The 24,833-nt window shown below is 61.4% G+C and carries 25 protein-coding genes; 8 read left to right on the forward strand and 17 right to left on the reverse strand.

Annotated features, from left to right (window positions below; genetic code table 11):
* Window positions 1–29: 29 nt before the first annotated feature.
* The gene (locus B7L15_RS07665; protein WP_085918403.1) at window positions 30–743 is read left to right on the forward strand and encodes an SIR2 family NAD-dependent protein deacylase; all 714 of its coding nucleotides are present in this window, start codon (window positions 30–32) and stop codon (window positions 741–743) included.
* Here the strand turns inward: B7L15_RS07665 and bioA are convergent.
* Genes bioA through bioB form a run of 6 tightly spaced genes read right to left on the reverse strand, consistent with a single transcriptional unit; the run spans window position 729 to window position 6,425 of the window.
* The gene (gene bioA / locus B7L15_RS07670; protein ID WP_085918404.1) at window positions 729–2,012 is read right to left on the reverse strand and encodes an adenosylmethionine--8-amino-7-oxononanoate transaminase; all 1,284 of its coding nucleotides are present in this window, start codon (window positions 2,010–2,012) and stop codon (window positions 729–731) included. The two genes, B7L15_RS07665 and bioA, sit on opposite strands and share 15 nt — an antisense overlap.
* Window positions 2,009–2,716: a dethiobiotin synthase gene (gene bioD / locus B7L15_RS07675; RefSeq protein ID WP_085918405.1), complete on the reverse strand. Its 708-nt coding sequence runs from the start codon at window positions 2,714–2,716 to the stop codon at window positions 2,009–2,011. The genes bioA and bioD overlap by 4 nt, the downstream gene beginning before the upstream one ends.
* Entirely contained in the window at window positions 2,713–3,501 is a 789-nt protein-coding gene (locus tag B7L15_RS07680) for a methyltransferase domain-containing protein (RefSeq protein ID WP_085918406.1), read from the reverse strand. The genes bioD and B7L15_RS07680 overlap by 4 nt, the downstream gene beginning before the upstream one ends.
* On the reverse strand, window positions 3,498–4,211 hold the full coding sequence (locus B7L15_RS07685; protein ID WP_085918407.1) for an alpha/beta fold hydrolase: 714 nt from the start codon (window positions 4,209–4,211) through the stop codon (window positions 3,498–3,500). The genes B7L15_RS07680 and B7L15_RS07685 overlap by 4 nt, the downstream gene beginning before the upstream one ends.
* Window positions 4,199–5,356, reverse strand: a complete 1,158-nt coding sequence (gene bioF / locus B7L15_RS07690; protein WP_085918408.1) for an 8-amino-7-oxononanoate synthase — start codon at window positions 5,354–5,356, stop codon at window positions 4,199–4,201. The genes B7L15_RS07685 and bioF overlap by 13 nt, the downstream gene beginning before the upstream one ends.
* On the reverse strand, window positions 5,343–6,425 hold the full coding sequence (gene bioB, locus B7L15_RS07695) for a biotin synthase BioB (protein WP_085918409.1): 1,083 nt from the start codon (window positions 6,423–6,425) through the stop codon (window positions 5,343–5,345). The genes bioF and bioB overlap by 14 nt, the downstream gene beginning before the upstream one ends.
* Window positions 6,426–6,609: 184 nt before the next feature.
* Here bioB and B7L15_RS07700 point away from each other — a divergent pair, with 184 nt between their 5' ends.
* Window positions 6,610–7,380: a tRNA-uridine aminocarboxypropyltransferase gene (locus B7L15_RS07700; protein WP_085918410.1), complete on the forward strand. Its 771-nt coding sequence runs from the start codon at window positions 6,610–6,612 to the stop codon at window positions 7,378–7,380.
* Window positions 7,381–7,437: 57 nt separating this feature from the next.
* Here B7L15_RS07700 and B7L15_RS07705 read toward each other — a convergent pair whose 3' ends face one another.
* From B7L15_RS07705 to def, 7 genes are all read right to left on the reverse strand, one after another.
* Window positions 7,438–8,682, reverse strand: coding sequence for a TraB/GumN family protein (locus B7L15_RS07705; RefSeq protein ID WP_085918411.1), 1,245 nt, complete (start codon window positions 8,680–8,682; stop codon window positions 7,438–7,440).
* Window positions 8,683–8,725: 43 nt separating this feature from the next.
* A complete protein-coding gene (locus tag B7L15_RS07710) occupies window positions 8,726–10,174 on the reverse strand; it encodes a TrkH family potassium uptake protein (protein WP_085918412.1) in 1,449 nt (482 codons plus the stop codon).
* A 49-nt stretch (window positions 10,175–10,223) separates the two neighbouring features.
* Window positions 10,224–11,597 (reverse strand): Trk system potassium transporter TrkA, encoded by a 1,374-nt coding sequence (gene trkA, locus B7L15_RS07715; protein ID WP_085918413.1) that lies wholly within the window; start codon window positions 11,595–11,597, stop codon window positions 10,224–10,226.
* Window positions 11,598–11,722: 125 nt separating this feature from the next.
* Window positions 11,723–11,929 (reverse strand): dodecin, encoded by a 207-nt coding sequence (locus tag B7L15_RS07720; RefSeq protein WP_085918414.1) that lies wholly within the window; start codon window positions 11,927–11,929, stop codon window positions 11,723–11,725.
* Window positions 11,930–11,980: 51 nt separating this feature from the next.
* The gene (rsmB, locus tag B7L15_RS07725; protein ID WP_085918415.1) at window positions 11,981–13,315 is read right to left on the reverse strand and encodes a 16S rRNA (cytosine(967)-C(5))-methyltransferase RsmB; all 1,335 of its coding nucleotides are present in this window, start codon (window positions 13,313–13,315) and stop codon (window positions 11,981–11,983) included.
* Window positions 13,312–14,295 carry a methionyl-tRNA formyltransferase gene (gene fmt, locus B7L15_RS07730; protein WP_085918416.1) on the reverse strand — a complete coding sequence of 328 codons (984 nt, stop codon included), beginning with the start codon at window positions 14,293–14,295 and terminating at the stop codon, window positions 13,312–13,314. The genes rsmB and fmt overlap by 4 nt, the downstream gene beginning before the upstream one ends.
* A gap of 60 nt (window positions 14,296–14,355) precedes the next feature.
* Window positions 14,356–14,868: a peptide deformylase gene (def, locus tag B7L15_RS07735; RefSeq protein ID WP_085918417.1), complete on the reverse strand. Its 513-nt coding sequence runs from the start codon at window positions 14,866–14,868 to the stop codon at window positions 14,356–14,358.
* 198 nt (window positions 14,869–15,066) lie between these two features.
* Here def and B7L15_RS07740 point away from each other — a divergent pair, with 198 nt between their 5' ends.
* The 5 genes from B7L15_RS07740 to aroE are packed head-to-tail and all read left to right on the forward strand — an operon-like array spanning window position 15,067 to window position 19,650.
* Window positions 15,067–16,116: a LysM peptidoglycan-binding domain-containing protein gene (locus B7L15_RS07740; RefSeq protein ID WP_085918418.1), complete on the forward strand. Its 1,050-nt coding sequence runs from the start codon at window positions 15,067–15,069 to the stop codon at window positions 16,114–16,116.
* A gap of 42 nt (window positions 16,117–16,158) precedes the next feature.
* Window positions 16,159–17,274: a DNA-processing protein DprA gene (gene dprA / locus B7L15_RS07745; RefSeq protein WP_085918419.1), complete on the forward strand. Its 1,116-nt coding sequence runs from the start codon at window positions 16,159–16,161 to the stop codon at window positions 17,272–17,274.
* A gap of 39 nt (window positions 17,275–17,313) precedes the next feature.
* Window positions 17,314–17,871 carry an L-threonylcarbamoyladenylate synthase gene (locus B7L15_RS07750; protein WP_085918420.1) on the forward strand — a complete coding sequence of 186 codons (558 nt, stop codon included), beginning with the start codon at window positions 17,314–17,316 and terminating at the stop codon, window positions 17,869–17,871.
* 19 nt (window positions 17,872–17,890) lie between these two features.
* On the forward strand, window positions 17,891–18,832 hold the full coding sequence (gene hemF / locus B7L15_RS07755) for an oxygen-dependent coproporphyrinogen oxidase (RefSeq protein WP_085918421.1): 942 nt from the start codon (window positions 17,891–17,893) through the stop codon (window positions 18,830–18,832).
* Window positions 18,829–19,650, forward strand: coding sequence for a shikimate dehydrogenase (gene aroE / locus B7L15_RS07760; RefSeq protein ID WP_085918422.1), 822 nt, complete (start codon window positions 18,829–18,831; stop codon window positions 19,648–19,650). Before hemF ends, aroE begins: the two co-directional genes overlap by 4 nt.
* A 105-nt stretch (window positions 19,651–19,755) precedes the next feature.
* On the opposite strand, the gene B7L15_RS07765 is transcribed toward aroE, so the two are convergent.
* The gene (locus tag B7L15_RS07765) at window positions 19,756–20,559 is read right to left on the reverse strand and encodes a M48 family metallopeptidase (protein ID WP_085918423.1); all 804 of its coding nucleotides are present in this window, start codon (window positions 20,557–20,559) and stop codon (window positions 19,756–19,758) included.
* A gap of 98 nt (window positions 20,560–20,657) precedes the next feature.
* On the opposite strand from B7L15_RS07765, the gene B7L15_RS07770 reads away from it, so the two are divergent.
* Window positions 20,658–21,530 carry an ATP-binding protein gene (locus tag B7L15_RS07770; protein WP_085918424.1) on the forward strand — a complete coding sequence of 291 codons (873 nt, stop codon included), beginning with the start codon at window positions 20,658–20,660 and terminating at the stop codon, window positions 21,528–21,530.
* Between the two features lie 4 nt (window positions 21,531–21,534).
* On the opposite strand, the gene der is transcribed toward B7L15_RS07770, so the two are convergent.
* From der to B7L15_RS07785, 3 genes are all read right to left on the reverse strand, one after another.
* Entirely contained in the window at window positions 21,535–22,938 is a 1,404-nt protein-coding gene (gene der, locus B7L15_RS07775; RefSeq protein ID WP_085918425.1) for a ribosome biogenesis GTPase Der, read from the reverse strand.
* Window positions 22,935–24,074 carry an outer membrane protein assembly factor BamB gene (bamB, locus tag B7L15_RS07780; protein WP_268901130.1) on the reverse strand — a complete coding sequence of 380 codons (1,140 nt, stop codon included), beginning with the start codon at window positions 24,072–24,074 and terminating at the stop codon, window positions 22,935–22,937. Before bamB ends, der begins: the two co-directional genes overlap by 4 nt.
* Window positions 24,075–24,142: 68 nt before the next feature.
* On the reverse strand, window positions 24,143–24,799 hold the full coding sequence (locus B7L15_RS07785) for a YfgM family protein (RefSeq protein ID WP_085918427.1): 657 nt from the start codon (window positions 24,797–24,799) through the stop codon (window positions 24,143–24,145).
* Window positions 24,800–24,833: the final 34 nt, after the last annotated feature.

The following is a 24,833-nucleotide window of genomic DNA, read 5'->3' on the forward strand; positions in this document are numbered from 1 at the left end:
ACACACTAGTCAATCACGACGAGGACACTATGGCAGACGCCCCACACTTGGTGGTATTCACAGGTTCAGGTATCAGCGTCGAGAGTGGAATAAAAACCTTCCGCGCCAGCGACGGCCTGTGGGAAGAGCATCCAGTAGAGGAGGTGGCGACGCCGGAAGGTTGGCGGCATGACCCCGAGCGGGTGCTGGGGTTTTATAATCAGCGCCGGGAACAGATTCGCCGCGCCAAACCGAATGCTGCCCATAAAGCGCTGGCGGTGCTTGAGCAGGAGGGCTTCAAGGTCAGCGTGATTACCCAAAACATTGATGATCTCCACGAGCGCGCGGGGTCGCGCCATGTATTGCACCTGCATGGAGAAATCCTGAAGGCGCGTTCCTCGGTGGATCCACGGCTGCGTTATCCGCTGCCCAAAGGTGGCATTGAGCTGGGCGATATCTGCGACAAGGGCAGCCAGTTACGCCCGGACGTTGTCTGGTTTGGCGAATCGGTACCGCTGTTTGAAGATGCCTGCGAGATCGCAAGCCAAGCGGATTTTTTCCTGGTAGTGGGCACATCGCTTGCCGTGATGCCTGCCGCGTCGCTGCTGTCCTACATTGAGCTGGAGACGCCCTGCGCGCTGGTCGACCCCGATGCGGATGCGTTAACCCCGCCGGGCGTGCTGGCGATTAACACCACCGCCGGTGAAGGTGTGCCCGCGCTGGTCAACCAGTGGCGCAAGCAGGGTAATCTAATGTTGCCCTGAGCTTTCCAAAAACCATGCCTTCATGACGTCGGTGACCTGTACCATCTCCGTTTCAGAGGTAATGTAGGCGGGCATGGTGTAAAGCCAGCGGCCGATGGGGCGCAACCAGACGCCGCGTTCGCGGGCGAAGCCTGCAACGCCTTTCAGTGCTTCAGCGGAGTGGGCTTCGATCACCGCCGTGGCGCCGAGGACCCGGACGTCGGCCACCGCTGGATGCGCGTTGAGCGCGGGGTCTTCCAGCAGCTCGTGGCGCAGTAATTGGTTGAGCGTGGCGATCTTGCCAAGGTAATCCTCTTCCTCGAATACCCGCAGGCTTTCCAGCGCCACGCGACAGGCCAGCGGGTTGCCCATGAACGTCGGTCCGTGCATAAAGGCGTGGTGCTCGCTGTCGCCGATAAAGGCGTCGTGAACACGGTTTGTAGCAAGCGTCGCGGCGTGGCCCAGGTAACCGCCGGTCAAGCCTTTGGAGAGCACCATGATGTCCGGCGTGATGTCTGCGTGGTCGGCGGCAAACAGCTTGCCGGTGCGGCCGAAGCCAGTGGCCACTTCGTCAAAGATCAGCAGTACCCCAAATTCATCACATAGCGCCCGCGCGCCGCGCAGGTAGTCCGGCGAGGTCATATTGAGCCCGCCAGCGGCTTGCAACAGCGGCTCCATCAGCAGCGCGGCGATCTCATCATGGTGGCGTTCAAGCACCTCACGCAGGGCGCTCAGGTCGTGTTCCACCTGCTCGGGAGTGGCGTCATAAGGGGCGGTGGGCGCCGGGGCAAAATAGTGCCGGGGTAGCAGCCCTGTAAACAGCCCGTGCATGCCTTCTTCCGGGTCGCATACCGCCATGCAGCCAGTGGTATCGCCATGATAAGCCTTCATCAGCGAGAGCATCCTGCGCTTGCCGGGATTGCCGGTGAGTACCTGGTACTGCAAGGCCATTTTCATCGCCACTTCCATGCCCACCGAGCCACTGTCGGAGTAGAACACATGGTCAAGGCCGGTGGGCGTAATGCGTACCAGCTCGCGGGCCAGGCGGTCGGCGGGCTCATGGGTGAGGCCACCGAGCATCACGTGGCAAAGCTCACCGGCCTGCTCGCGGATGGCCGCCACCAGGCGCGGGTGGCCGTAGCCGTGAATCATGCACCACCAGGAACAGGTGGCATCCAGCAGGCGTTCACCGCTTTCAAGTACAAAGTGAGCGCCGTCACCGCCCACCACTTTGGGCGCAGGCGATTGATGCTTGAGATCCGCATAGGGATGCCAGACAGGCGAGGTCATAGGGTCTCCAGTGTGGGTAACGGCGGCAGGGAAAGGAAGGGCTTTGCAGCTTCAGGCGAAGGCGCTTCGAGATACGGGATAACCCCCAGGCAGGGGCCCGGTAAGGTTCGCTTGAGTATCTCAAGGTTGTCAGCAAAGCGGGTCGACTCAATGGCAAAGGCCTGGTCGACCACGCTGCCCACCCAGCCCGCAAGCGTTAGCCCGTCGGCGGCAATGGCTTCGGCGCTGAGTCTGGCATGGTTGAGGCAGCCCAGCTTCAGGCCGACCACAAGAATCACCGGCAGGTGCATGGCATGGGTAAGATCGCAAATATCCTCGCGGTCGTTGAGCGGTACCCGCCAACCGCCCGCGCCCTCGATCAGGGTCAGGTCCCGCGGCGTTTGTGCAAGGGTGGTGCCAAGTGTCGCCACCATATTGCTGACTTTAAGCACTTGCCCCGCCTCGCTGGCGGCTAAGTGCGGCGCAATGGCGGGCTCAAAGGCCCAGGGGTTGACCGTTGCATAACTCACCGGCGGCATGCTTTGCACCTGCAGTGCCAGGGCATCACTGTTGCGCAGCCCCTCGGGCGTGACACGACTGCCCGAGGCGATCGGCTTCAAGCCCAGCGTGGTGAGTCCCTGAGCACTGGCCGTTGCTAGCAGTGTGCTGGTCACCAGCGTTTTGCCGGCATCGGTGTCGGTGCCGGTAACGAAGAATACGCTCATAACGGTTTGTCCAATTGCAGGGTAAAACACTGGTAGCTCACCGGCAGTCCTGGGGGCTCACGGAGCGTTTCAAAACGCTCGCGGGCTGCCTTCAATTCGCGACGGGTCAGCCGGGCGTTGGGCCTTGAGACCTGCGCGCCGACGCCCTTGATGGAGGCCATCACGGCGTTCAGGTCAGGGTAGTGGAAAGTGCGTCGCTCGACATGCTGATGAATGGACGTCAGGCCGCTGTGATCAATGGCGCGCGCCAGTTCATTCCGGTCGGGCGTCTGCAATAGCGCCTCCGGGCGCTGCCAGGCATGCGCGACTTCGGCCAGCGTCCCGGGCAGTAGTGTCGTGAGATGTGCCTGGCCCCCGGGGGCAAGCACCCGGTGGAGGTCGTTCATCACCGCGCCGATATCGCGACACCACTGAATTGCCAGGTTGGAAAACACCAGGTCAAACGTTTCGGCGGCAAAGGGGAGCGACTCGGCGTTGCCCAACTGCCAACGAATATGGTTGCCGAAGCGGGCCTGGGCTTCGGCGAGCATGCCGGGCGCAATATCCAGCCCGGTAATGCGAGCATTGGGGTAGCGCACGGCAAGCCGCTGGGTCCAGTAACCGGTGCCGCAGCCCATATCCAAAAGTCTCAGCCCAGCGGTATCAGGTAAGGTGGACCAGAGCGTTTCGCCGATATGTCGCTGGGCGTTGGCCAGCGCGTCGTAGCGCGGGGCTGCACGGGAAAACGCATGCGCGACGCTGGCTTGCCAGTTGGTTGGGGGCGGTGAAGTGGCAGTCGTGCTCATGGTCGCTCCTTGACGGCAAGCATCGCCTTTGCTGCCAGTGATTCAGCCAACTGGGCAGGCTGGGAAAGCATGGGGCAATGCCCGGCATGGGCAAGTATTGATGCCTTTTCGCGGGCCAGGCTGCCGACCAGTGGGTCGTTCTCACCGATCAGGCGCATGACCGGGCAAGGAGCTTGATGTAAACCTTGGGCATTATCGAGAGTGGCAAGCCAGTCAAGCCCCTGGGCGAGCACGCGGTGGTTCGCGTCGGGGAGATCACCCTGTAGCCCGCGCAGCTGTCGATGGGCCTGGCGGGCGTTGGGCTCGCCGCGCGCTTGCCAGCGTAAAAAGTGTCGCCAGGTGGCATTGGGGTCACGGGCAAAGGCGCGACGAAAACTGGCAAGTTCTGATGGAGTAACGCCATCATCGCTATAAAACCGCTCGCCTGCGCCGAGCAATATGAGGCCCCGCGGCGGCGGGAGGTGATCAAGCAGCGCTGCCGCCAATAGCCCACCCAGTGACCAGCCGACCCAAATGGCGTCGCTGGGCAATTGCTTGGCCATGGTGCTGGCCAACTGATCCAGCGTGGCGTTGTCGGGTAGGGCAGGCGTATCGCCGTAGCCCGGCCAGTCAATGGCGAGGGCTTCAATAGGCGCAGGCCAATAGCCCTCAAGCGTCTGCCAGATGCGCCGGTCCACCCCCCAACCCGATAACAACACTAAGCGTGACAAGTAGCCTCCGCACGCTGGCAGGCGTTTAAACCTTCCAGCAAACGATCAATGTCGCGGCGGCCATGGCGGGCGCTAAGTGTGATACGTAGACGCGCCTCACCGTTGGGCACCGTGGGAGGGCGAATCGCGCCGACCTGTAAGCCATGTTTGGCAAGCGTTGCCGCCCAGCCGAGGGTACGATCTTCGCTGCCCAGCAGCAGTGGCTGAATCGGGGTTGTCGATGTGCTCAGCGGCAGCCCAAGTTGCAACGCCCCGCGGCGGAAGTAGGCGATGTTGGCGTTGAGGTGGTCGCGGTGTTCGGGTTCACCCTGAACGATCTCCAGTGCTTTAAGCGTCGCGGCGGCAATGCTGGGTGGCTGGGCGGTGGTGTACACATAGCTGCGGGCAAACTGGGTGATATGCTCGATCAGCGCGGCATCCCCGGCGACAAAGGCACCGGCGGTGCCGAGCGCTTTGCCCAGTGTGCCGACCAGGACAGGTACATCAGCGCTGCCCCAACGAGTGCCCACACAACCGCTGCCATTATCGCCCAGCACGCCGACACCATGGGCATCGTCGATCATCAGCCAGGCGCGGTGTCGCTGGCTCACCTGGGCCAGCGTGGCAATATCCGCCCCATCGCCATCCATGCTGAACACGCCGTCGCTGACCACGAGCTTATGCGAGCATTGACTGCGATCTATCAGGCGGTTCAGGTCGTTGGCGTCGCGGTGATGAAAACGCCGCGAACGGGCGCCGCTGAGTGTGGCACCATCCAGGAGAGAGGCATGGTTGAGACGGTCCTGAAATATTGCCGTGTCGGCGTTGGCTAACGCCTGCAAAACGCCAAGGTTGGCCATATAGCCAGTGGAAAATAGCAGGGCGCGCTGCCGGCCCGTCCAGCGTGCCAAAGCGTTCTCCAGGGCCTCGTGAATCTCCAGATGGCCGCTGACCAGGTGCGATGCGCCGGCGCCGGATCCGAATCGGCGCGCGCCTTCCGCCTGGGCCTCGCTGACGCGAGGGTCCTGGGCCAGGCCCAGGTAGTCGTTACCGGCAAAGTCGAGCGTACCCGCTGCCACGACTCCTCTGGTCCGCCAGCGTTGGGTCTGCTGGCGGCTCAAGCGGGCCTGGGCTAAACGCTGATGCCACGCGTCAGACACTGGCATCGACCGCCAGCTCGGCCACGCGCTCTGCGCGGGCGTGTTGCTCGGCCTGCTGTGCCAGGCGTTGAGCGTGAGTCGCGTCATCTTCGCAGGTTTCCCGGCGCTCCGGATGAAGGCCGAGCTTGTCGAAGAGCGCACGGTCGATTTCGGCTTGAGGGTTGCCGGTGGTCAGCAATGTGTCGCCGTAGAAGATCGAGTTGGCACCCGCCAGGAACGCCAGCGCCTGGGTCGATTCGCTCATTTGCTCGCGACCGGCAGAGAGACGCACGTGGCTTTGGGGCATCATGATGCGCGCCACGGCAATAGCACGGATAAACTCGATAGGATCCAGATCCTCAACGTTTTCCAGCGGCGTGCCGGGCACCTTGACCAGCATGTTAATGGGGACAGACTCGGGGTGCGGGGACAGCCTGGCCAACTGCTGCAACAGGGCGCTACGATCCTGGGCGTCTTCACCCATGCCGAGAATACCGCCGGAGCAGACTTTCATGCCCGCCTCGCGCACGGTGGCCAGGGTATCCAGCCGGTCGCCAAAGGTGCGGGTGGTGATGATCTCGCCGTAATAGTCGGGCGAGGTGTCCAGATTATGGTTGTAGTAATCGAGCCCCGCCGTAGCCAGGCGGCTAGCCTGATCACTATCGACCATGCCCAGTGTCATGCAGGTTTCCAGGCCCAGGGCTTTGACCTGGCGGACCATCTCTTCCACCAGCACCAGATCCTTATCCCGCGGGCTTCGCCACGCCGCGCCCATGCAGAAACGACTGGCGCCCGCTTCTTTGGCCGCCTTGGCCTGTTCGACCACTTTTTCAACTTCCAGCAGCTTCTCTTTTTCCAACTGGGTATTGTAGTGGCCGGACTGGGGGCAGTACTTGCAATCTTCCGGGCAGGCGCCGGTCTTGATCGACAGCAGGGTCGAAATCTGCACCGCATTGGCGTCGAAATGCGCGCGATGCACCTGCTGGGCTCGGAACAGCAGGTCATTGAAGGGCAGCGCAAACAGCGCGTTGATCTCGTCCAGCGTCCAGTCGTGGCGGGCGGCGTCAGTCGGGGTATTGGCGGCAGTGGCGGTCACGGGTAAACCTATATTCTTTTGAAAGTTGACGAGACTTTATCGGCGACCCGGCTCAGGTGTCAACTAAGAAGAATATCCAGGTTTACAGCGGCGAGCATAGGGGGAGGGATCCAGCTGAGAGGGGTTCGTTTTGCGTGGGGACCTGCTTTATACTCGGCGCCCCTTGCCAATCGTGGGAGCGCAGATGTCAGTCTCTGAGTCCGGTACGCACAATGCTGATGCCGTCAGCCCAAACGTCGAGAGAGATCCGGCGACGGGGCATCCGCGTCCGCCCAGGCGGGAATTCAAGGCGCGGGGCAGCTTTGTCAGGCGCTGTGAGGGCTGCAACCTGCCCGAGCTCAATTGCCTCTGCCCCTACCAGGTCAAGGCCGAAAGCCATGCCCAGGTGTGGTTGCTGACCCATCCTCTGGAGCACTATAAGCCAACCAACACGGGTCGCCTGATCGGCGACGTGCTGTCGCAAACCAAGGTGTTTACCTGGTATCGCACGGCGCCCGATGAGCAGTTGATGGCGCTGCTGGACGACCCGCGCTACGCGCCCTTTGTAATATTTCCCGATGATCAGCCCGACTATGCTGACCGCGTGGTGTCGTTGGCGGCGGTGAGTGACGCAAGGCACAGCGGCAAGATTCCGGTGTATATCCTGCTGGACGGCACCTGGCGCCAGGCTCGGCGAATCTTCCGAAAAAGCCCCTACCTTGATGCGTTGCCAGTGCTGCCGCTGCGCACCGAGCGGGAGACCCGCTACCGTCTGCGCAAGCCTGCCTCCAAAGCGCATCTTTGCACCGCCGAAGTGGCCATCGAGCTGCTGCGGCAGGGTGGAGACACCTCCGCTGCGGAGGTGCTGGATGATTACTTTGAGGTGTTCAACGATAGCTATGCGGCGAGCCGGTCGTATCACAAGATTGACCCGCCGACGGCGGCGATGCAGCGCTTAGCAGCCTGTCGGACTTAACACTGATCTACTGCGAATCCATGCTTCTCGCGACGATCGGTCAAGCCCGACAGGCTGCTAGCCGCCAAACAGCGTACCGGCGATTCTGAAACCGGCTACCCAGGTACCCACCGCTGAACCGAGCGTGGCGAGAATAAATACCAGTAGCGTGCGCGACACACGGTTTTTCCACCAGCCTTTCAGGTTCACCACATCGTTGCGCAGGGTGGCAAAGTCGCGCACCTTGGGCTTGCGCATGTAAAGCTCGACCCCGGCGGCCACAAACCCGGCGCCAATCGTCGGGTTTAGCGACGTCAGCGGTGCGGCAAAGAAGGTGGCGATCACGGTGACCGGGTGCGCCAGAGCGGCGATGGTGGCGCCGGCAGACAAAATGCCGTTGATCAAAAACCATTCGGTGACAAGCTGCCAGCCCAGGTCGGTGTTGCGCGAGAAGCCAATGGCAAAACCGACCAATACCAGAGCGGTAATCAGCCAGGGAACCAGTTTCCAAATTTTAGACGGCGGCGGGGTGGCCTCCAGGGTGGCGATTTCTTCGCCAGGGTTGGCGGGCAGCGGCGCTTCAAGATGCTCGACGGTGCCCTTCAAATGACCGGCGCCCAGCACCACCAGCACGTTTCGGTAACCCCCTGAAGGCGTTTCTTCGGCAAGGCGCAGCGCCATATAGCGGTCGCGCTCGCGGATCAGCGGGTTATAAAGCGCTTCCGACTGGGCGGCAAATTCGCTGAACGTGGCTTCGAGCATATCGCCTTTCTTGAGCTTCTCGATATCTTCCTTCGAGACGTCTTCCCGCGATAGCACGCTGCCGATCAAGCCGGTAAACAGCGAGAAGCGCTGCCACCAGGGCACATTGCGGTAAATGCGCCTGAGCGTGATACCGACGTCACGGTCGACCAGCAGCAACGGTAGCTGTTTTGCCTTGCATGCCTCGACGGCGGCTCTCATTTCAGCCCCGGGCTGAATGCCCGATTGGTCGGCAATACGTTGTTGAAACGCCCCCAGAGCGAGGCTGGCGGCGACCATGCCGGCCTTGCCTTGCTTGAATACCTGGAAGAGGTCCTGCTCTCCCATGGCGTCAGGGTTCGCCATGCTGTGGTGTCGGGCATCGCACAGCTCGATGGCAACGGCGTCAAAGCGGCCGGTGTCAATCAACTGGCGCACGTCGTTGGCGCTCTCTTCCGAGACGTGCGCGGTGCCTAGCAGCGTGTAGCGGGTATCGCCCACCGTAATCACGTTTATCGGGCCGCTGGTCGCGGGCAGTGCGTCGCTGTCGGGCACTGTTGATGTAACGTCTTCCTGGGTCATGACAACGTCTCGATTCAATAAATAAGCAGGCAGCGGTGGTGGGTTAGCGCCGCCAGAAGGCAGGCGTAAACAGTACCAGCACGGTGAAAATTTCCAAACGGCCCAGCAGCATGGCAAACACCAGAATCCATTTCGCGATACCGGGCATATCGCCATAGTGGCTGCTGGCTTCGCCAAGTGCCGGTCCCAGATTGTTCAAGGCAGAGCCCACGGTTGACCAGGCGGTGACCTGATCCACCCCTGTGGCCATGACGCCTACCAGCATCAAGAAAAACAGCAGCACATAGACCGAGAAAAAGCCCCACACCGCCTGGGCGATACTGTCGGGCACGCTGACTTTACCGACTTTAACGGCAATGACGGCGTTGGGATGGATCAAGCGCATGACCTCGCGCATGCCCTGCTTCATGATCAGAATGATGCGGATGACCTTCATCCCGCCTGCGGTGGAGCCGGAGCAGCCCCCCACAAAAGCCGCCACAAACAGCAGGAAAGGCAGGGCGCCCGGCCAGCCCGAGAAATCAGCCACGGCAAACCCGGCGGTGGTGGCAACGGAGACGACCTCAAACAGCGCATGGCGTAGCACGTCGATATCGCTGTAGGTGTTACTCAGCCATAGGGTGGTTACGGTAATGGTGGTCAGCCCGGCAAGAAACAGCATCAGAAACCGGGCTTCCGGATCCTGGAAGTAGTGTGTCAGGCGTTTTTCGCGCCAAGCGATAAAGTGCAGGCTGAAGCTGAACGCCGAAATCAGCATAAAGCCCACGCAGATCATTTCGATCGCGGCGCTGTCAAAATAGCCGATACTGGCGTCGTGGGTGGAAAAGCCGCCAATGGCTACCGTCGAAAAACTGTGCCCCAGCGCATCGAACCAGTTCATGCCAGCCGCCATATAGGCCAGCATGCAAGCCACCGTCAATGTGGCGTAGATATACCACAGCGCCTTGGCAGTTTCGGTGATGCGCGGGGTCAGCTTGGAATCTTTCAAAGGGCCGGGTATTTCCGTGCGGTAAAGCGCCATGCCGCCAACGCCAAGTGTGGGCAGAATCGCCACGGCCAAAACCACGATCCCCATGCCGCCCAGCCATTGGAGCTGCTGGCGGTAGTAGAGAATCGATTCGGGCAGAAAGTCGATTCCCGTTATGACCGTCGCGCCCGTGGTGGTCAGCCCCGAAAAAGACTCGAAGACCGCATCGGTCAAACCGAGCGCCTCATCGCCAAACAGCATCAAGGGCAGCGAGCCGAACAGGGCCAGCACGGTCCAGAACATGGCGGCGATAATGAAGCCGTCGCGCACGCGCAGCTCTTTTTGTGCGCGACGGTTGGGTAAGTAGAAACACAGCCCCGTCGCCACGGTAATGGCCATGGCCATCATAAAGGCGTCCCAAACGCCGTCGCGAAACCACACGGAAATCAGCATGGGGGGGAGCATGGTGAGGCTGAAGAGCATCAACAGCAGCCCCAGGATTCGTAGAATAACCCTCAGGCTCATGGCTGTTCTAGGCTCCCCTGGTCAATAAGTTGCGCGCCGAATTTAAGCATCAGAAGAACGTCAGCCCTACCTGGAACAAGCGCTCCACGTCGCGAATGCGCCGCTTGTCGATGACGAACAGGATGACGTGGTCTCCACTTTCCACCACGATGTGGTCGTGGGCGATCATCACCTCTTTACCACGCACGATCGCGCCGATGGTGGTGCCCTCGGGCAGGTCGATCTCGCGAATGGTGCGCCCGACCACCCTTGATGACTGCTTGTCACCATGGGCGATGGCCTCGATGGCCTCGGCGGCGCCCCGGCGCAGCGAGTGGACGTTGACGATATCGCCCCGGCGCACGTGGGTCAGCAGGCTGCCGATCGTTGCCTGTTGAGGGGAAATGGCAATATCGATCTCGCCGCCCTGAACCAGATCGACATAGGCGGCGTTATTGATCAGCGTCAGCACCTTTTTGGCGCCCATCCGCTTGGCCAGCAGCGACGACATGATATTGACTTCATCGTCGTTGGTCAGCGCGCAGAAAATATCGCAGTCTTCGATGTTCTCTTCTTCCAGCAGCCGCTTGCTGGTGGCGCTGCCGTGGAGCACCACGGTGCGGTCGAGCCGCTCGGAGAGCGTGGTGCAGCGCTCCAGGCTGTGTTCGATAATCTTGACCTGGTGGCTGTGCTCCAGATGCTCCGCCAGGCGCTCGCCGATATTGCCGCCCCCGGCGATCACCACCCGGCGGAAATCCCGTTCGACGCGGCGCAGCTCGCTCATTACCGCGCGGATATCGCGCCGGGCGGCGAGGAAGAAGACCTCGTCGTCGGCTTCAATGACGGTATCGCCACGGGGAATGATCGGTCGATTGCGGCGGTAGATCGCTGCCACCCGGGTATCCACATTGGGCATATGGCGGCGTAGAAAAGCCAGGTCCTGTCCCACCAGCGGGCCGCCGTAGAACGCCTTGACGGCCACCAGTTGTACAAGCCCACCCGCGAATTCCAACACTTGCAGCGCGCCGGGGTGTTCGATCAGACGGCGCACGTGGTCGGTGACCACCTGCTCGGGGCTGATCAGCACGTCGATGGGAATCGCTTCGTGGGCGAACAGCCCTTTGCGGGTCAGGTAGGCCGTCGCGCGCACCCGGGCGATTTTTGTCGGGGTACGGAACAGGGTATGCGCCACCTGGCAGGCGATCATGTTGATCTCATCGCTGCTGGTCACGGCAATCAGCATGTCGGCGTCTTCACAGCCTGCCTGACGCAGTACAATGGGGTAGGAACCCGCGCCGGTCACCGTGCGAATATCGAGCTTGGTATGCAGCTCGCGCAGCTTTTTGGCATCGGTATCGATGACGGTGATGTCGTTTTCCTCACGGGCAAGGTGCTCCGCGAGGGTGCCGCCGACCTGGCCGGCGCCGAGAATGATGATTTTCATTGCTGAGCATCGGTTCCGTTTAGAGCGCCAGCGATGCCTCGTTAATTGCGCGAGGCGGCCTATCGTGCGCTGCAATAAAGACGGCGGCCAGTGTAAACCAGCCGCCGCCGAAAAGCAGGTGGGGATTATTCCAGGGTAAAGCCAACCTTGATCGTGACCTGCCAGTGTGCGACCCGGCCATCTTCGATGTGGCCGCGGGTGTCGGTCACTTCCAGCCAGCGCATATGCTTGACGGTTTCAGACGCCTTGGCGAGCGCGCTCTGCACGGCGTCTTCAATTCCTTTTTCGGAAGAACCGGTTAGCTCAATGTGCTTATAGGTGTGATGACTCATGGTATCTCCATCCGTGTCATGAATTCACTGCCTGTCATTACGGAAAATGCGTTAGGCAGCCTGCTTCTCTAGTCTGGCATAAAAAAAGCCGTCGTGACTGCTCACTTCGGGGAACAATTGGCGCCCCTGGCCGCTGGGCATGCCCCAGGCGACATCGTCCGGCGTGGTGACGACAGCATCGGGTGTCCGGGCAAGAAATGCCTCGATTTGATCGGCATTTTCCTCTGGCAGCACCGAGCAGGTCGCGTACAGTAGCGTGCCGCCGGGGCGCAATATCGCCCAAAGATTATCCAGCAGCTGGCGCTGCAGGGTGGCGAGCTTGCCAATGTCGTCGGGGCGTCGCAGCTTCTTGATATCCGGGTGGCGGCGAATGACCCCGGTGCCGGAGCAGGGCGCGTCCAGGAGGATGGCGTCATACGGCGTGCCGTTCCACCAGTCGCGCTGGGTGGCATCGGCGTGCTGCAGGTCGGCGGTCAGGCCCAGCCGGCTCAGGCTGTCGTCAACCCGCCCCAGGCGCTGGTTGTCGCTATCGATGGCGGTGAGCGCGATATCGAACTGCTCCAGCAGATGGGCGGTCTTGCCGCCGGGCGCGCAGCAGGCGTCCAGCACCTGTGCGCCCGGGCGTGGCGCAAGCGCCGGGCCGAGCAGCGCCGCGCTCAGTTGGGCGGCCTCATCCTGGACGCTGACCAAGCCACGCTCGAAACCGGGCAGCGTGGCAACATCGCAGGGCTGCTCCAGGGTGATGCCATCCGGCGCGTGAACGCAGAGCTGGCCGCCCAGGCCGGTTTCAGTGAGCAGCGACAGGTAGGTTTCGCGATCCTGATGGCGCTGGTTCACGCGCAGCGTCATGGGGCCGGGCTGGTTATTGGCCTCGGCGATGGCCTGCCACTGCTCCGGCCATGCCTGACGCAGTGTTTTCAACAGCCAGGCGGGATGCTCGAGGGCGACGTGGGCATCGCGGTCGACCGTCGCCTCTAGGGCGGCGGCTTCACGCTGCAAGCGACGCAGACAGCCGTTGAGTACCCGGGTTGCCCAGTCCTTGCCGAGCAACCGCGCGGCGCCAGCGGTTTCACCCACGGCGGCATGGGCCGGAATGCGCATATACAGCAGCTGGTAGATGCCGATCAGTAGTAAGGCCTGAACATCGCTGTCGCGCTTTTTGAACGGCTGCTTAAGCAGTTGACCGGCCAATGCTTCCAGGCGCGGCAAACGCCGACAGGTGCCGTAGCAAAGCTCTTTAAGTAGGCTGCGATCCCGGGCGATCACGCTATGTTCATCCAGCCCGGCGAGGGATCCCTTGTCGGTGAGCACCGGTACGAGCCCCTTGGCGGCGGCGGCGCGTACTTCCAGGCCGCTGCCTTCTTTGGGTGCGCGAGGCTGATTCATGACGGTGCTCCTTCTTGCGGGCTGGGCCCCAGGCGCGTGCCCGGGATAAGGCGTGTCTGGCGGGCGTGGAGCAACTCGCGGGCTGGCAGCGCCTTACCCCCGGGAAGTTGGGCGCGGCTGACGCAAAGCACCTGGCGACCTTCGGCGCCACAGGCGATTCGCAAGTGATCCTCGTCGTGTTCGAGCAACATGCCGGGGGGGGTTGGCGACTGTTCACCGGGCTCGGCACTTGCCTTCAGCAGGCGCAAGCGGTCGTCGCCCAGGGTGCACCAGGCAACCGGCCAGGGGTTGAAGGCGTGAATGGTGCGTACCAGCTGTTCGGCAGACTGGCTGAAATCCAGCTCGGCCTCGGCCTTGGTGAGCTTGGCGGCGTAGGTGACGCCGTCTTCTGGTTGGGGCGACGCTGTAATTCGCCCTGTGTCCAGCTCGTCCAGCACCTGAACCAGCGCATTGGCTCCTTGAAGGGCCAGCCGGTCGTGCAGGTCGCCGCCAGTGGTCTGGTCGGTGATCGGCGTACGCACCTCAAGCAGCATGTCGCCGGTATCCAGGCCGGCATCCATTTGCATGATTGTCACGCCGGAAACGCTGTCACCGGCTTCAATGGCGCGCTGGATCGGCGCCGCGCCGCGCCAGCGGGGTAGCAGCGAGGCGTGAACGTTAAGGCAGCCCAGTCGAGGCATATCCAGCACGGCCTGGGGTAACAGCAACCCGTAAGCCACCACGACCATCACGTCGGCGTTCAGCGCTGCCAGGGTCGCCTGGGCATCGGCTCCTTTCAGGCTTTCAGGCTGGTGGACCGGCAGTTCATGCTCAAGTGCCAGGCGTTTGACAGGGCTTGGGGTGAGCTTGCGTCCGCGCCCGGCGGGACGGTCGGGCTGGGTATAGGCGGCGACCACCTGATGCTGGCTTTCCAGCAGGGCGGCCAGGCTTGAGGCAGCGAATTCCGGGGTACCCGCAAAAACAACGCGCAATGATGACATGGACACAGGGACCTGGCGGCAAAAGTAAACGTGACAGTAATCTTGGACAACAAGACGCGGTCAGGCGTCCTGCATCTGCTTGTGGCGCTTTTCCATTTTCTTGCGAATCCGGTCACGCTTGAGGGGCGACAGATAGTCGACAAACAACACACCCTCCAGGTGGTCGTACTCGTGCTGAATACAGTGCGCCAGTAGGCCGTCGGCTTCAAGCGTGTAGGGCTCGCCGTTGCGATCCAGCGCTTTCAACTCCACGTTCAGGTAACGCGGCACTTCAGCGTAGTGCTCCGGAATCGACAGACAGCCTTCCGACAGCGGCTCTTTTTCGTCGCCGATGGGGGTATAGCTGGGATTGATAAGAACCAGCGGCTGGGAGTTGTCGTCGCTGACATCCATGACCACCACGCGGCGGTGAACGTCCACCTGGGTTGCGGCAAGGCCGATCCCCTTGGCGTCGTACATGGTTTCCAGCATGTCATCGACGAGCTTGCGCACTTCATCATCGACGCTTTGAACTGCTTTGGCCTTGGTGCGCAGGCGCTCGTCAGGGAATTCGAGAATGGCGAGTTTGGCCATGGCGTTGCTTCCACCGTTGTGCTGAACTGAGTAGTCGCTTGAGCAGTGCGTCAATGGGGTCGCATGCCCAAGTGCTTTATTTATGAACTGAGTACTTTATGATCGACCACTATATCATGCTGTCAATGCTCCGGGCATGCCTGCCCGGTGGCGCAGCGCGAATCACCGTCGTAATCGCAGGTAAAGACAGGGGGCAGGATGGGGGCTGGACAACGCAGGCGATATGGCGTGGGCTGTTGGTTCATCGGGACGCTGTCGCTGTTGATGTCACTTGATGTTGGCGCCTGGGAGCGCGTTCGCGATTCGGCGCCCGAGCGCTATACGGTGGTAGAGGGCGACACCCTGTGGGACATTGCTGGCCGGTTCTTGCATGCGCCCTGGCAATGGCCGGATCTTTGGCAAACCAATCCTGCTATCCGCAATCCACACCTTATTTATCCCGGCGATGTGCTTACCCTGAGCGATTGCCAGGGCGCTCCGTGTCTTTCTCTTTCCCGGGGGCAACGGGTAGTCAAACTATCGCCCAAAATGCGCGCCGTGCCTCGACGCGAAGCGATACTCCCCATCGATGCGAGTATTATCCGGCCGTTCCTGCGTGATCATCGTATCAAAGAGGGTGACCCCGCCGATAACGCCATGGCTTATGTCGTGGCCGGTAACCAGGGACGTTTGATCAGCGGGGCGGGTGATTCGCTGTATGTGCGCGGGCAGGTACCCAGTCAAGCGGAGGTAGGTATTTATCGGCCTGCCGACACTTACTTGGCTAACGATGGCAAGGTGTTGGGTACCGAGCTGATCAAGATTGGCGAGGCCCGCTACCTGCGCGCCGATGCGGATGTCGCCCAGTTGAGAGTGCTGAGCGCCGCACAGGAAATACGCAACAACGACCTTGTCTTGCCGTTGGAAACCTCGCCACTGAATGACGACATGGTGCCCCGTGCACCGCGCAATGCGTTATCCGGGACATTGATCGGCGTACCGGGCGGGGTGCGCTTTATCGGCCGTCTGCAGGTGGTGACGATCGACTTAGGCACGCTGGATGGCGTCCAGGCCGGGCATGTCTTCCAGATTGCCGAGCAGGGTGAGGTCGTCAATGATCCACGTAGCCAGGAGCCGCTTAGGTTACCTGACGAGGCCGCTGGCACCTTGATGGTCTTCAACCCCTATGATCACGTGAGCTATGCGCTGGTGATGGAGGCCTCCCGAGTGCTGGAGGTTGGTGATCTTGTCAGGACGCCGCCGCGCTAGATCAGTTGGGTCAATCGTCGATAGGTGGAATGAGGAGAGGTAATGGATACCAGGGAATGGTTAGTGGTCAATGCACTGCCGGGGGTGGGGGCCCAACGAATCGCTGAGCTGGTGGCCCAACAACCGCAATGGCCACAAGGGTGGCTGGCGGGTTTGCCCAGCAAGGCAGCCAGTGCGCTTCGATTGTGGTGTGAGCACCCCACAAAAAGCCCCCTGCAACGTGAGGTCGAGACGAGTCTGACCTGGCAGTCCAGTGCGCCAGGGCGCACGCTTTTGCACCGCGACCACCCCGCATGGCCAAGGCTACTCAATCAAATACCTGATCCGCCAGCCGTCCTCTGGGCACAGGGCGACCTGGGCGCCCTTGAGCGACCGACACTTGCCATGGTGGGCACGCGTCGGCCGACATCGGAAGGCACGTATAATGCGCAAACTTTCGCTCGGAAATTGGCCGAGCGAGGTTGGAGTATCGTCAGCGGAATGGCCTTAGGGATTGACGGGGTGGCCCAGCAAGCTGCCCTGGACGCGGGCGGTAGCAGCGTAGCGGTATTGGGCTGCGGGATTGATGTGATTTATCCCGCCCGCCATCGCGCGCTGTATCAACAGCTCAGCGATTCGCCGGGAGGACTGGTGCTGGCTGAACATCCGCCGGGCACCAGGGCCCACCCGGCTTTTTTTCCGCGCCGTAACCGTATCGTGACAGGTTTATCGCTGGGTACGCTGGTGGTCGAAGCGGCCGAGAAAAGCGGCTCGCTGGTCAGCGCCCGCCTGGCCATGGAGCAGGGCCGCGATGTGTTTGCCCTGCCCAGTTCGTTGCACAATCAGCAGGCACGTGGCTGCCTGCAGTTGTTGCGCCAGGGGGCGGCAATGGCCTGCGACCCCGAGGATATCGTCAGCGAGCTGCAGCATTGGGCGAGCGAGTTTCTGCCCGCCCCAGGGGTAGGTATCGCTGCCCACCGGTCGGCAACTGACACCGCAGTCGAACCGCTGCCCGATGCGCTGCTCGGCTTGCTGAGCGCCTCCCCCACGCCCATCGACGCGCTGGTTCAACAAAGCGGCAGCTCGGTGAGTGACTGCCAGCAGCGTCTGCTGATGCTGGAAATCGAGGGCTGGGTCGCATCCCGGGCGGGTGGTTGGGTGCGTTTACCCCGGCCATGATAAGATAATGTTTCCTTTACCATAACGGATGGAGACTTCATGACGACAGCGGCTGAACTGGATAAAGCCGTTCGCGCATTGCGCAACGGCGGCGTTATTGCCTGCCCAACGGAAGCGGTGTGGGGATTAAGCTGTGATCCTGACAACGACGAAGCGCTGGCTCAGTTAATGCGCTTAAAGGCCCGCGATCCAGCCAAGGGCGTGATTCTGGTGGCGGCATCGATTGGCCAGTTTCAGCCGTGGCTCACACAGTTGCCGCTGGCCCTGCATGCGCCATTGATTGCCAGTTGGCCGGGGCCGAACACCTGGCTGGTGCCGGATAACGGACGCAGTCACGGTCTGGTCCGCGGTGCGCACAGTAAAGTGGCGCTGCGGGTCACTGACCACCCGCTGATGCAGGCGCTTTGCGACGCCTTTGGTGGCCCGCTGGTATCGACCTCTGCCAACGTGGCCGGCGATCCCCCGGCGACCAATGCAGATGACGTCAGGGCGGTGTTTGGCGACCAGTTGGCGGCGATCATCGACGGCGAGCTAGGCGGTAACGAACGGCCCAGCAAGATCCGGGATCTCGTCAGTGGCAGCGTGATACGCAGTTAATCGATCATCAGGAGACGACGTGGCGCACGAACATCTGGATACCGTCAAGAACTACCTGCTGGATCTGCAGGAACGTCTTTGCGAGGGGCTGGCAAGCGCCGACGGACAGGCAAACTTCAAGCAGGATGAATGGGACCGTGAAGAAGGCGGCGGTGGCCGCTCGCGGGTAATCGAAAATGGCGGCGTGTTTGAAAAAGGTGGCGTCAATTTCTCGCATGTTTTCGGTACCCAGTTGCCGCCCTCGGCCACGGCCGCGCGACCGGAACTTGCCGGGCGCAGTTTTCACGCGGTCGGGGTTTCCTGGGTGCTGCATCCGGAAAATCCCCATGTGCCCACCAGCCACGGCAACGTACGGTTCTTTATCGCCGAAAAAGAGGGCGAGCCGCCGGTCTGGTGGTTTGGTGGCGGCTATGACTTAACGCCGTTCTACCCGGTGTTTGACGATGTAGTGCACTGGCACAAAGTAGCTAGCGCGGCCTGCGCACCGTTTGGGGACGACGTTTACGCGCGCTACAAGGCCTGGTGCGATGAGTACTTCTATCTCAAGCACCGAGAGGAAACCCGAGGCGTGGGTGGCTTGTTCTTTGATGATCTCAACGACGGCAGCTTTGAAGACTGCTTTGCTTTTCAACGTGCCGTCGGCGACAGCTTTCTGGACGCCTACCTGCCGATTGTCGAACGTCGTCGTGGCGATGCCTGGAACGAGCAGCAGCGTCAATTCCAGCTTTATCGCCGCGGACGCTATGTCGAGTTCAATCTGGTATGGGATAGAGGGACGCTGTTTGGCCTGCAAAGCGGGGGGCGCACCGAGTCCATTCTGATGTCGATGCCACCCTTGGCCCGCTGGGAATATGCGTTCACCCCGGAGAACGATAGCCCCGAGGCGAAGCTCAATGAGTATCTTGTGCCCCGCGACTGGCTCGACGAAGCCACCGCAACGCGTGGCGAGGAGGTTCTATGACCGATCGTTACGCCGTCTTTGGCAATCCCATTGGCCACTCCAAATCTCCCATGATTCACGCCGACTTTGCCGATCAAACAGGGCAGGACATCGACTATACCGCCATGGAGCCGCCGATAGGCGAGCTGGCGGCGGCGTGGCAGGCGTTTTGCGCCGAGGGTGGACGAGGTGCCAATGTGACCGTGCCGTTCAAGGCGGATGCTTTCGCGCTCTGCGATACGCTGAGCCATCGTGCCCGTCGGGCAGGGGCAGTGAATACGCTGATTCTGGGCGGTAATGGCCGCACCTACGGGGATACCACCGATGGCGTTGGCCTGGTACGTGATCTGGCTTATCACCGCGTGGCGCTAGCGGGAAAGCGTGTCTTGATAGTCGGCGCAGGCGGCGCCGTGCGCGGTATTCTGGAGCCCCTGCTCGGTGAGCAGCCCACTGAAATGGTCGTGGTCAATCGCACGGCAGAAAAAGCCCGGCAACTGGCCGATGATTTTGCCGACTTGGGGCCGATCAAGGGCGGTGGTTTCGACGCTCTGGAAGGCAAATTTGACGTGGTCATCAATGGTACCAGCGCCAGCCTTTCGGGCGACTTGCCGCCGCTACCCGACGAGCTGTTTGCCAATGGCGCCTGGGCCTATGACATGATGTACGGTGTCGAGCCGACGGTGTTTTTAAAGTGGGCCGGGCCCCGAGGGGCGAAACTCCTGGACGGACTGGGCATGCTGGTCGAGCAGGCGGCAGAAGCGTTTTACCTCTGGCGCAATCAGCGCCCTGATACAGCGCCGGTTCGGGCGCGGCTGCGCCAGTCACTGAACTACGAATAGCTGAACTGTGCTAGCTGGATATAGCTAAGGAGCGACTTTTCGGGGTCACCCGAGGGCCGTAACCCTGATGAACCGCCGCTGCCGAGAGGCAGCGGCGGTTGCTTATTATGGGCGTGAACAGTTGGGCGTGCGGCCGTTGTTGCGCGCCTGTTCAAAGGTGGCCATGGCATTGCTCATGCTCGCTTGCAGCCCTTCAATCCGCTGGCCTTGGCTTGGGTGGGTCGACATCCAGGCCGGCGGTGCGCCACCGCCAGATGCTTGCTGCATGTTTTGCCACAGCGTGACGCTCTCACGCGGGTCAAACCCGGCCCGGGCCATCAACTCCAGGCCAATGGTATCCGCTTCGCTTTCATGGCGACGCGAGAAGGGCAGCATGATGCCGTATCGCGCCCCCATGCCAAGGACGCCCATCAGCTGCTCACCACCTGCGCCTTCCAGGCCGGAAGCGCTGGAAATGACGGAAAGCCCCAGTTGGGTCGCGCTTTGGGTCGATGCCCGCTCATTGGAGTGCTTGGCGAGCACGTGGCCGATTTCGTGGGCGACCACTGACGCCACCTGGTCCTGATTGGTGGCGATATCCAGCATGCCGGTATGTAAGCCCATATAGCCGCCGGGTAGCGCAAAGGCGTTAGGCTCTTCAGCCTCGAAGACACGGATTTGCCAGTCCATCTGCTGCTGGTCCTGAGGGAGTTCCGCGACAATGGCATTGGCAATGCATTGCGCGTAGCGCTGGCTTGCCTGACCGGCACTGGGCAATTCCTGCTGATACTGGTTAAAGGCCTGGCTACCCATGTTGTTGAGTTCCTCGTCGGATAACAACAACAGCTGTGAGCGCCCGGTAGGCGATGTCGAACAGGCCGCAACAGCAAGACACAGGGCCGTAATGGCGATAGGGCGAAACCAGCGCATGGTGTATTTCCTTTTGTGAAAGTGAATTCCTTGCCCCAAGATAACGGCTGTACAGGGTAAATCAATCCTCATGCGAATAATTCACCAAGAGAGTCGTTATGGATGCCGAATTAAGCCAGCGCTTAACCCACTTACTCGATCGACTGGACCATTGGTTACCACCCGCAGCCGAACCGGTTAATTGGCAGACGGAAGTCGCCGCGCTGTGGCAGCGTCACCCGCTGGGCGGGCGTCTGGTGGCGGTGCCGCCAAGGGATGCGCTAGCGCTTGACGACCTGCTGGGCATTGAACGGCAAAAGCAGGCGCTGGTGGATAATACCCGGGCGTTCTTACAAGGCTTGCCCGCCAACCACGCGCTATTGTGGGGAGCGCGAGGCAGCGGGAAATCGTCGGTGGTGCGCGCGCTGCTTAACGCACTGGCAGGCGAGGGGCTACGCCTGGTTCAGATTGACCGCCATGAACTTGCTAGCCTGCCGGTACTGGTCGAACAGTTGCGTCATCAGCCACAACGCTTCGTCGTTTACTGCGATGACCTCTCTTTTGAGGGCAACGACGATGCCTACAAGGCGCTCAAGAGCGTGCTCGATGGGGCGTTGACCGGCCCGCCGGATAACGTATTGCTGTATGCCACCTCGAACCGTCGTCATTTGCTGCCCGAGTCGATGGACGACAACAGCGGCTCGCAGCTGGTCGGTGAGGAGTTGCACCATGGCGATGCGGTGGAGGAGAAAATCTCGCTGTCGGACCGCTTTGGGCTATGGCTGAGCTTTCATCCCTTTAACCAGGCAACCTACCTGGACCTGTGCGCCCATTGGGTCTCGCGGGTGAGCGACGAGAACGTCAGTTGGGATGATGAGGCGCGCGCCGAAGCGCTGCGCTTTGCAACCCTGCGCGGTGGGCGCAGCGGACGCACCGCCTGGCAGTTTGCGGCCCACTGGGTAGGCCGCAAGGGATTGCACGACAAGGCTTAGCCGTTTAACGGCGGCTTTTACGTGCCTCTTTGGTGCGGTTGAGCTCACGCTTTTTGGCTTTCTCTTTGTCGCTGGCGCCTGCCATGTGGTCAAAGGGATTGTCGCCGGAGCGAAACTCGAAACGCATGGGCGTGCCGCGCACCTTCAACACCTTGCGGAAGGTATTGGTCAGGTAGCGGCGGTAGGCGTCGGGCAGGGAGGCCGTCTGATTGCCATGCACGACGATGATCGGCGGATTGCTGCCGCCTTGGTGGGCCATGCGCAGCTTGATGCGTCGCCCATGGATCATCGGCGGCGGATGCTGGCTGACAGCATCCTGAAGCAGCGTGGTCAGGCGGTTGGTGGACCAGTGGGCGTTGGCGGCATTGAAAGCGCGGTCAATCGACGGGTAAAGGTCGCCTACCGCCGTACCGTGCAGCGCTGAAATAAAGTGCATCTCCGCGTAGTCGGCAAAGCCCAGGCGACGCTTGATTTCGTTACGCATCTTATCCTTGGCTTCGCTTTCCAGTCCGTCCCATTTATTGACCGCCAACACCAGGGCCCGGCCGGAGGTAAGAACGTAATCGAGCAGGTGCAGGTCCTGCTCGACCAGTCCACTGCGTGCATCCAGCACCATCACCGCGACATGGCATTCTTTAATGGCGTCCAGGGTCTTGATGATGGAAAACTTTTCGGCCACTTCACTGACGTTCTTGCGTCGCCGGACCCCGGCGGTATCAATCAGCACATAAGGTTTACCGCGGCGTTCGAAAGGGATTTCAATGGCGTCACGCGTGGTGCCCGCCTCATCGAAGACGACCACACGTTCCTCACCCAGCAGGCGGTTGACCAGCGTCGATTTGCCCACATTGGGCCGCCCGATCACGCCGATACGAATGCCCTTGGTGCCGGTGTCGGCGGGTATGTCGGCATCGCGCTCGGGAAAGGGCTCGAGCACCGTATCCATCAGGGTCGAGACGTTGCGGCCGTGAGCCGCCGCAATCGGCCATGGGTCACCCAGGCCAAGCGACCAGAAATCGCCCATGGCAGAGTGTTCTTCCAACCCATCGGTCTTGTTGACCACCAGCCAGGTTTTCTTCTGGTTGACCCGCAGGTGGTTGGCAATGGCCTCGTCGGCCATGTTTAAGCCTGCCCGCGCATCGACCATGAACAGCACGATATCCGCTTCGTCGATGGCGGCCAGCGATTGCTCCGCCATGGCCGCATCGATGCCTTGTTCGTCGCCGCTGATGCCGCCGGTGTCGATCACGGTATAGGCTTTATTGCCCAGCATGCCGTTGCCATACTTGCGATCGCGGGTCAGGCCGGGAAAGTCGGCGACCAACGCATCCCGCGAGCGGGTAAGGCGGTTAAACAGCGTCGACTTGCCCACGTTCGGGCGGCCAACTAGCGCAATCACAGGTGTCATGGAGAGACTTCCAGCGTTTCAAAATGTCCGTCATTGGCCAGCACGTGGATCACGTCGCCTTCAGTGACCGCCGGGACGCTAATGCCCGAGCTGTCGACTTCGGTGCGACCCACCAGCTCTCCTTCGCGGGCGTCGATCAGGTGCACATAGCCTTCAAAATCGCCTACCACCACACGCCCGTCGGCGAAGGTGGGGGCCGTCAGCCAGCGATCTTCCAGGGCGTCGTTGCGCCACACTTCCTGGCCATTAGTGCTGTCAATGGCGACCAAGTGACTATCGTCGGTGACCACAAACAGCAGGTCACCCACCAGCAAGGGCGAGTGGCGGCTGGAGAGTTCGCGCTCCCATAGGACATTGCCGCGCGTCGCATCCAGTGCCACCAGTTGGCCGTTATAACTGGTCACGAACAGGCGACCTTCCCGGCTGAGAATCGGCTGGCCCGCAAGGTCGACAAGGCGCTCGACTTCGCTACGACCTTGAGGCGTGGCAATCTGCATATCCCATAGTGGCTGCCCATTGCGGTTATCAATAGTCGTCAAACGGCCGTTGGCCAGGCCGACAAAGCTGACCGGCTCGATCACCAGAGGCGTGCCGGTGCCACGCAGGGTCAGTGACGGCAGTGAACTGGAAAATACCCAGCGCTCGTCACCGCTTGCGCGGTCAAGTGCGGTCACCTGGCCGTCGATGCTTTGTACGACCAGCAATTCCGGGTTGGCCTGGGGGGCTGCCAGCACTTCGCTGGAGACCCGCGCGCGCCAGTTAACACTGCCGTCGCTTTGGTCCAGGGAAATGACTTCGCCGTTACGCGTGCCCAGATAGACCTGACCGGCAATCGCGGTCAAGGCACTGGAGATGGGCGTGTCCAGGTCGACTTCCCAGCGTTCCTCGCCGTCGTTGGCGGAAAACGACATCACCACGCCTTGCGCGTCGGCGGCGAAGACGTTATCGCCTTCGCGCGCTGGCGCAATGGGGTAGTGCGCCCGCCCCAGGCCGTCGCCTACGTCGTGTTGCCAAAGCGTCTCAAGGGTTGAACTTGCTTCGAAGCTTTTAAGCTCTTTGGGCGTGTATGCAGGTTCGCTTTTGCTCGCGCAGCCAGCCAGCAGGGCCAGTGCAGCGGCGCCCAGGGCCGCACGCATGATGGGAGTTGGAAGCGTGCGTTTCGAAAACGTAGATATGGATAACATTGATGTTGAAAACAGGGGGGTCATTGAGTTGTCTCCTCAGCGCCGAGATCGTCAAGCTTGAACTGCACGCCGTATAGCGGCTGGCCTTGTTGCTGTGCCAGCGAAAGGGCATCCTGCCAGGCGTTTCGAGCCTGGTCGTTCTGGCCAAGCGCCATGTGGGCGTCGCCCCGGACGTTGGCTTGCTGGGCTGCCAGGGGGTCGGTGATCGGTTCATCGAGCAGTTCGAGCGCGCGTTCGGGGTCGTCGTTGGCGATGGCGAGACGTGCCAGGCGCAGCCAGGCAAGGCTTTGCACATAGCGCCGCGACGAAGATTCCGCCACCTGGGTAAGCGACTCAACAGCGCTGTCGAGGTCATCCTGCTGAACGGCCAGGCGGGCATCAAGCAGTAAGGCCAGTTCAGCGTACAAGGTGTCGTCGTGCTCACTGACAATCTCGTCGACCATCTCACGGGCTTCGCTGAGCTGGTCGCCTTCAAGCTCATTGCCGGCGGCGAGGCTAACCAGCTGCTGATAGCGTACTGACGCTGCCTCGGCTTTGTCGGCTTGATAATCCTGCCAGGCGTTCCAACCGAATACGCCGGCTGCCGCCAGCGCAGCGCCAGCGATCAGTGACGTGCCGTTTTCTTTCCACCAGCGCTTGATCACATCCAGCTGTTCGTCTTCGCTTCTATCCGCCACGGGCGGCCTCCTATTCAGCAATAACCGCCGCCCA

Source organism: Halomonas sp. CSM-2, from assembly GCF_002119345.1.
In the GTDB taxonomy this organism is placed as follows: domain Bacteria; phylum Pseudomonadota; class Gammaproteobacteria; order Pseudomonadales; family Halomonadaceae; genus Vreelandella; species Vreelandella janggokensis.

What these genes read in the sequence shown, in the direction of transcription:
- B7L15_RS07720 (WP_085918414.1), bottom strand. Translation starts at nt 11,929, where the DNA reads ATGAGTCATCACACCTATAAGCACATTGAGCTAACCGGTTCTTCCGAA.
- B7L15_RS07740 (WP_085918418.1), top strand. Translation starts at nt 15,067, where the DNA reads ATGGGGGCTGGACAACGCAGGCGATATGGCGTGGGCTGTTGGTTCATC.
- bioF (WP_085918408.1), bottom strand. Translation starts at nt 5,356, where the DNA reads ATGCCAGTGTCTGACGCGTGGCATCAGCGTTTAGCCCAGGCCCGCTTG.
- B7L15_RS07710 (WP_085918412.1), bottom strand. Translation starts at nt 10,174, where the DNA reads ATGAGCCTGAGGGTTATTCTACGAATCCTGGGGCTGCTGTTGATGCTC.
- der (WP_085918425.1), bottom strand. Translation starts at nt 22,938, where the DNA reads ATGACACCTGTGATTGCGCTAGTTGGCCGCCCGAACGTGGGCAAGTCG.
- B7L15_RS07705 (WP_085918411.1), bottom strand. Translation starts at nt 8,682, where the DNA reads ATGACCCAGGAAGACGTTACATCAACAGTGCCCGACAGCGACGCACTG.
- bioD (WP_085918405.1), bottom strand. Translation starts at nt 2,716, where the DNA reads ATGAGCGTATTCTTCGTTACCGGCACCGACACCGATGCCGGCAAAACG.
- def (WP_085918417.1), bottom strand. Translation starts at nt 14,868, where the DNA reads ATGGCCAAACTCGCCATTCTCGAATTCCCTGACGAGCGCCTGCGCACC.
- trkA (WP_085918413.1), bottom strand. Translation starts at nt 11,597, where the DNA reads ATGAAAATCATCATTCTCGGCGCCGGCCAGGTCGGCGGCACCCTCGCG.
- B7L15_RS07765 (WP_085918423.1), bottom strand. Translation starts at nt 20,559, where the DNA reads ATGCGCTGGTTTCGCCCTATCGCCATTACGGCCCTGTGTCTTGCTGTT.
- dprA (WP_085918419.1), top strand. Translation starts at nt 16,159, where the DNA reads ATGGATACCAGGGAATGGTTAGTGGTCAATGCACTGCCGGGGGTGGGG.
- B7L15_RS07680 (WP_085918406.1), bottom strand. Translation starts at nt 3,501, where the DNA reads ATGAGCACGACTGCCACTTCACCGCCCCCAACCAACTGGCAAGCCAGC.
- B7L15_RS07665 (WP_085918403.1), top strand. Translation starts at nt 30, where the DNA reads ATGGCAGACGCCCCACACTTGGTGGTATTCACAGGTTCAGGTATCAGC.
- B7L15_RS07750 (WP_085918420.1), top strand. Translation starts at nt 17,314, where the DNA reads ATGACGACAGCGGCTGAACTGGATAAAGCCGTTCGCGCATTGCGCAAC.
- rsmB (WP_085918415.1), bottom strand. Translation starts at nt 13,315, where the DNA reads ATGAATCAGCCTCGCGCACCCAAAGAAGGCAGCGGCCTGGAAGTACGC.
- bamB (WP_268901130.1), bottom strand. Translation starts at nt 24,074, where the DNA reads ATGCGTGCGGCCCTGGGCGCCGCTGCACTGGCCCTGCTGGCTGGCTGC.
- aroE (WP_085918422.1), top strand. Translation starts at nt 18,829, where the DNA reads ATGACCGATCGTTACGCCGTCTTTGGCAATCCCATTGGCCACTCCAAA.
- B7L15_RS07770 (WP_085918424.1), top strand. Translation starts at nt 20,658, where the DNA reads ATGGATGCCGAATTAAGCCAGCGCTTAACCCACTTACTCGATCGACTG.
- fmt (WP_085918416.1), bottom strand. Translation starts at nt 14,295, where the DNA reads ATGTCATCATTGCGCGTTGTTTTTGCGGGTACCCCGGAATTCGCTGCC.
- B7L15_RS07700 (WP_085918410.1), top strand. Translation starts at nt 6,610, where the DNA reads ATGTCAGTCTCTGAGTCCGGTACGCACAATGCTGATGCCGTCAGCCCA.
- bioA (WP_085918404.1), bottom strand. Translation starts at nt 2,012, where the DNA reads ATGACCTCGCCTGTCTGGCATCCCTATGCGGATCTCAAGCATCAATCG.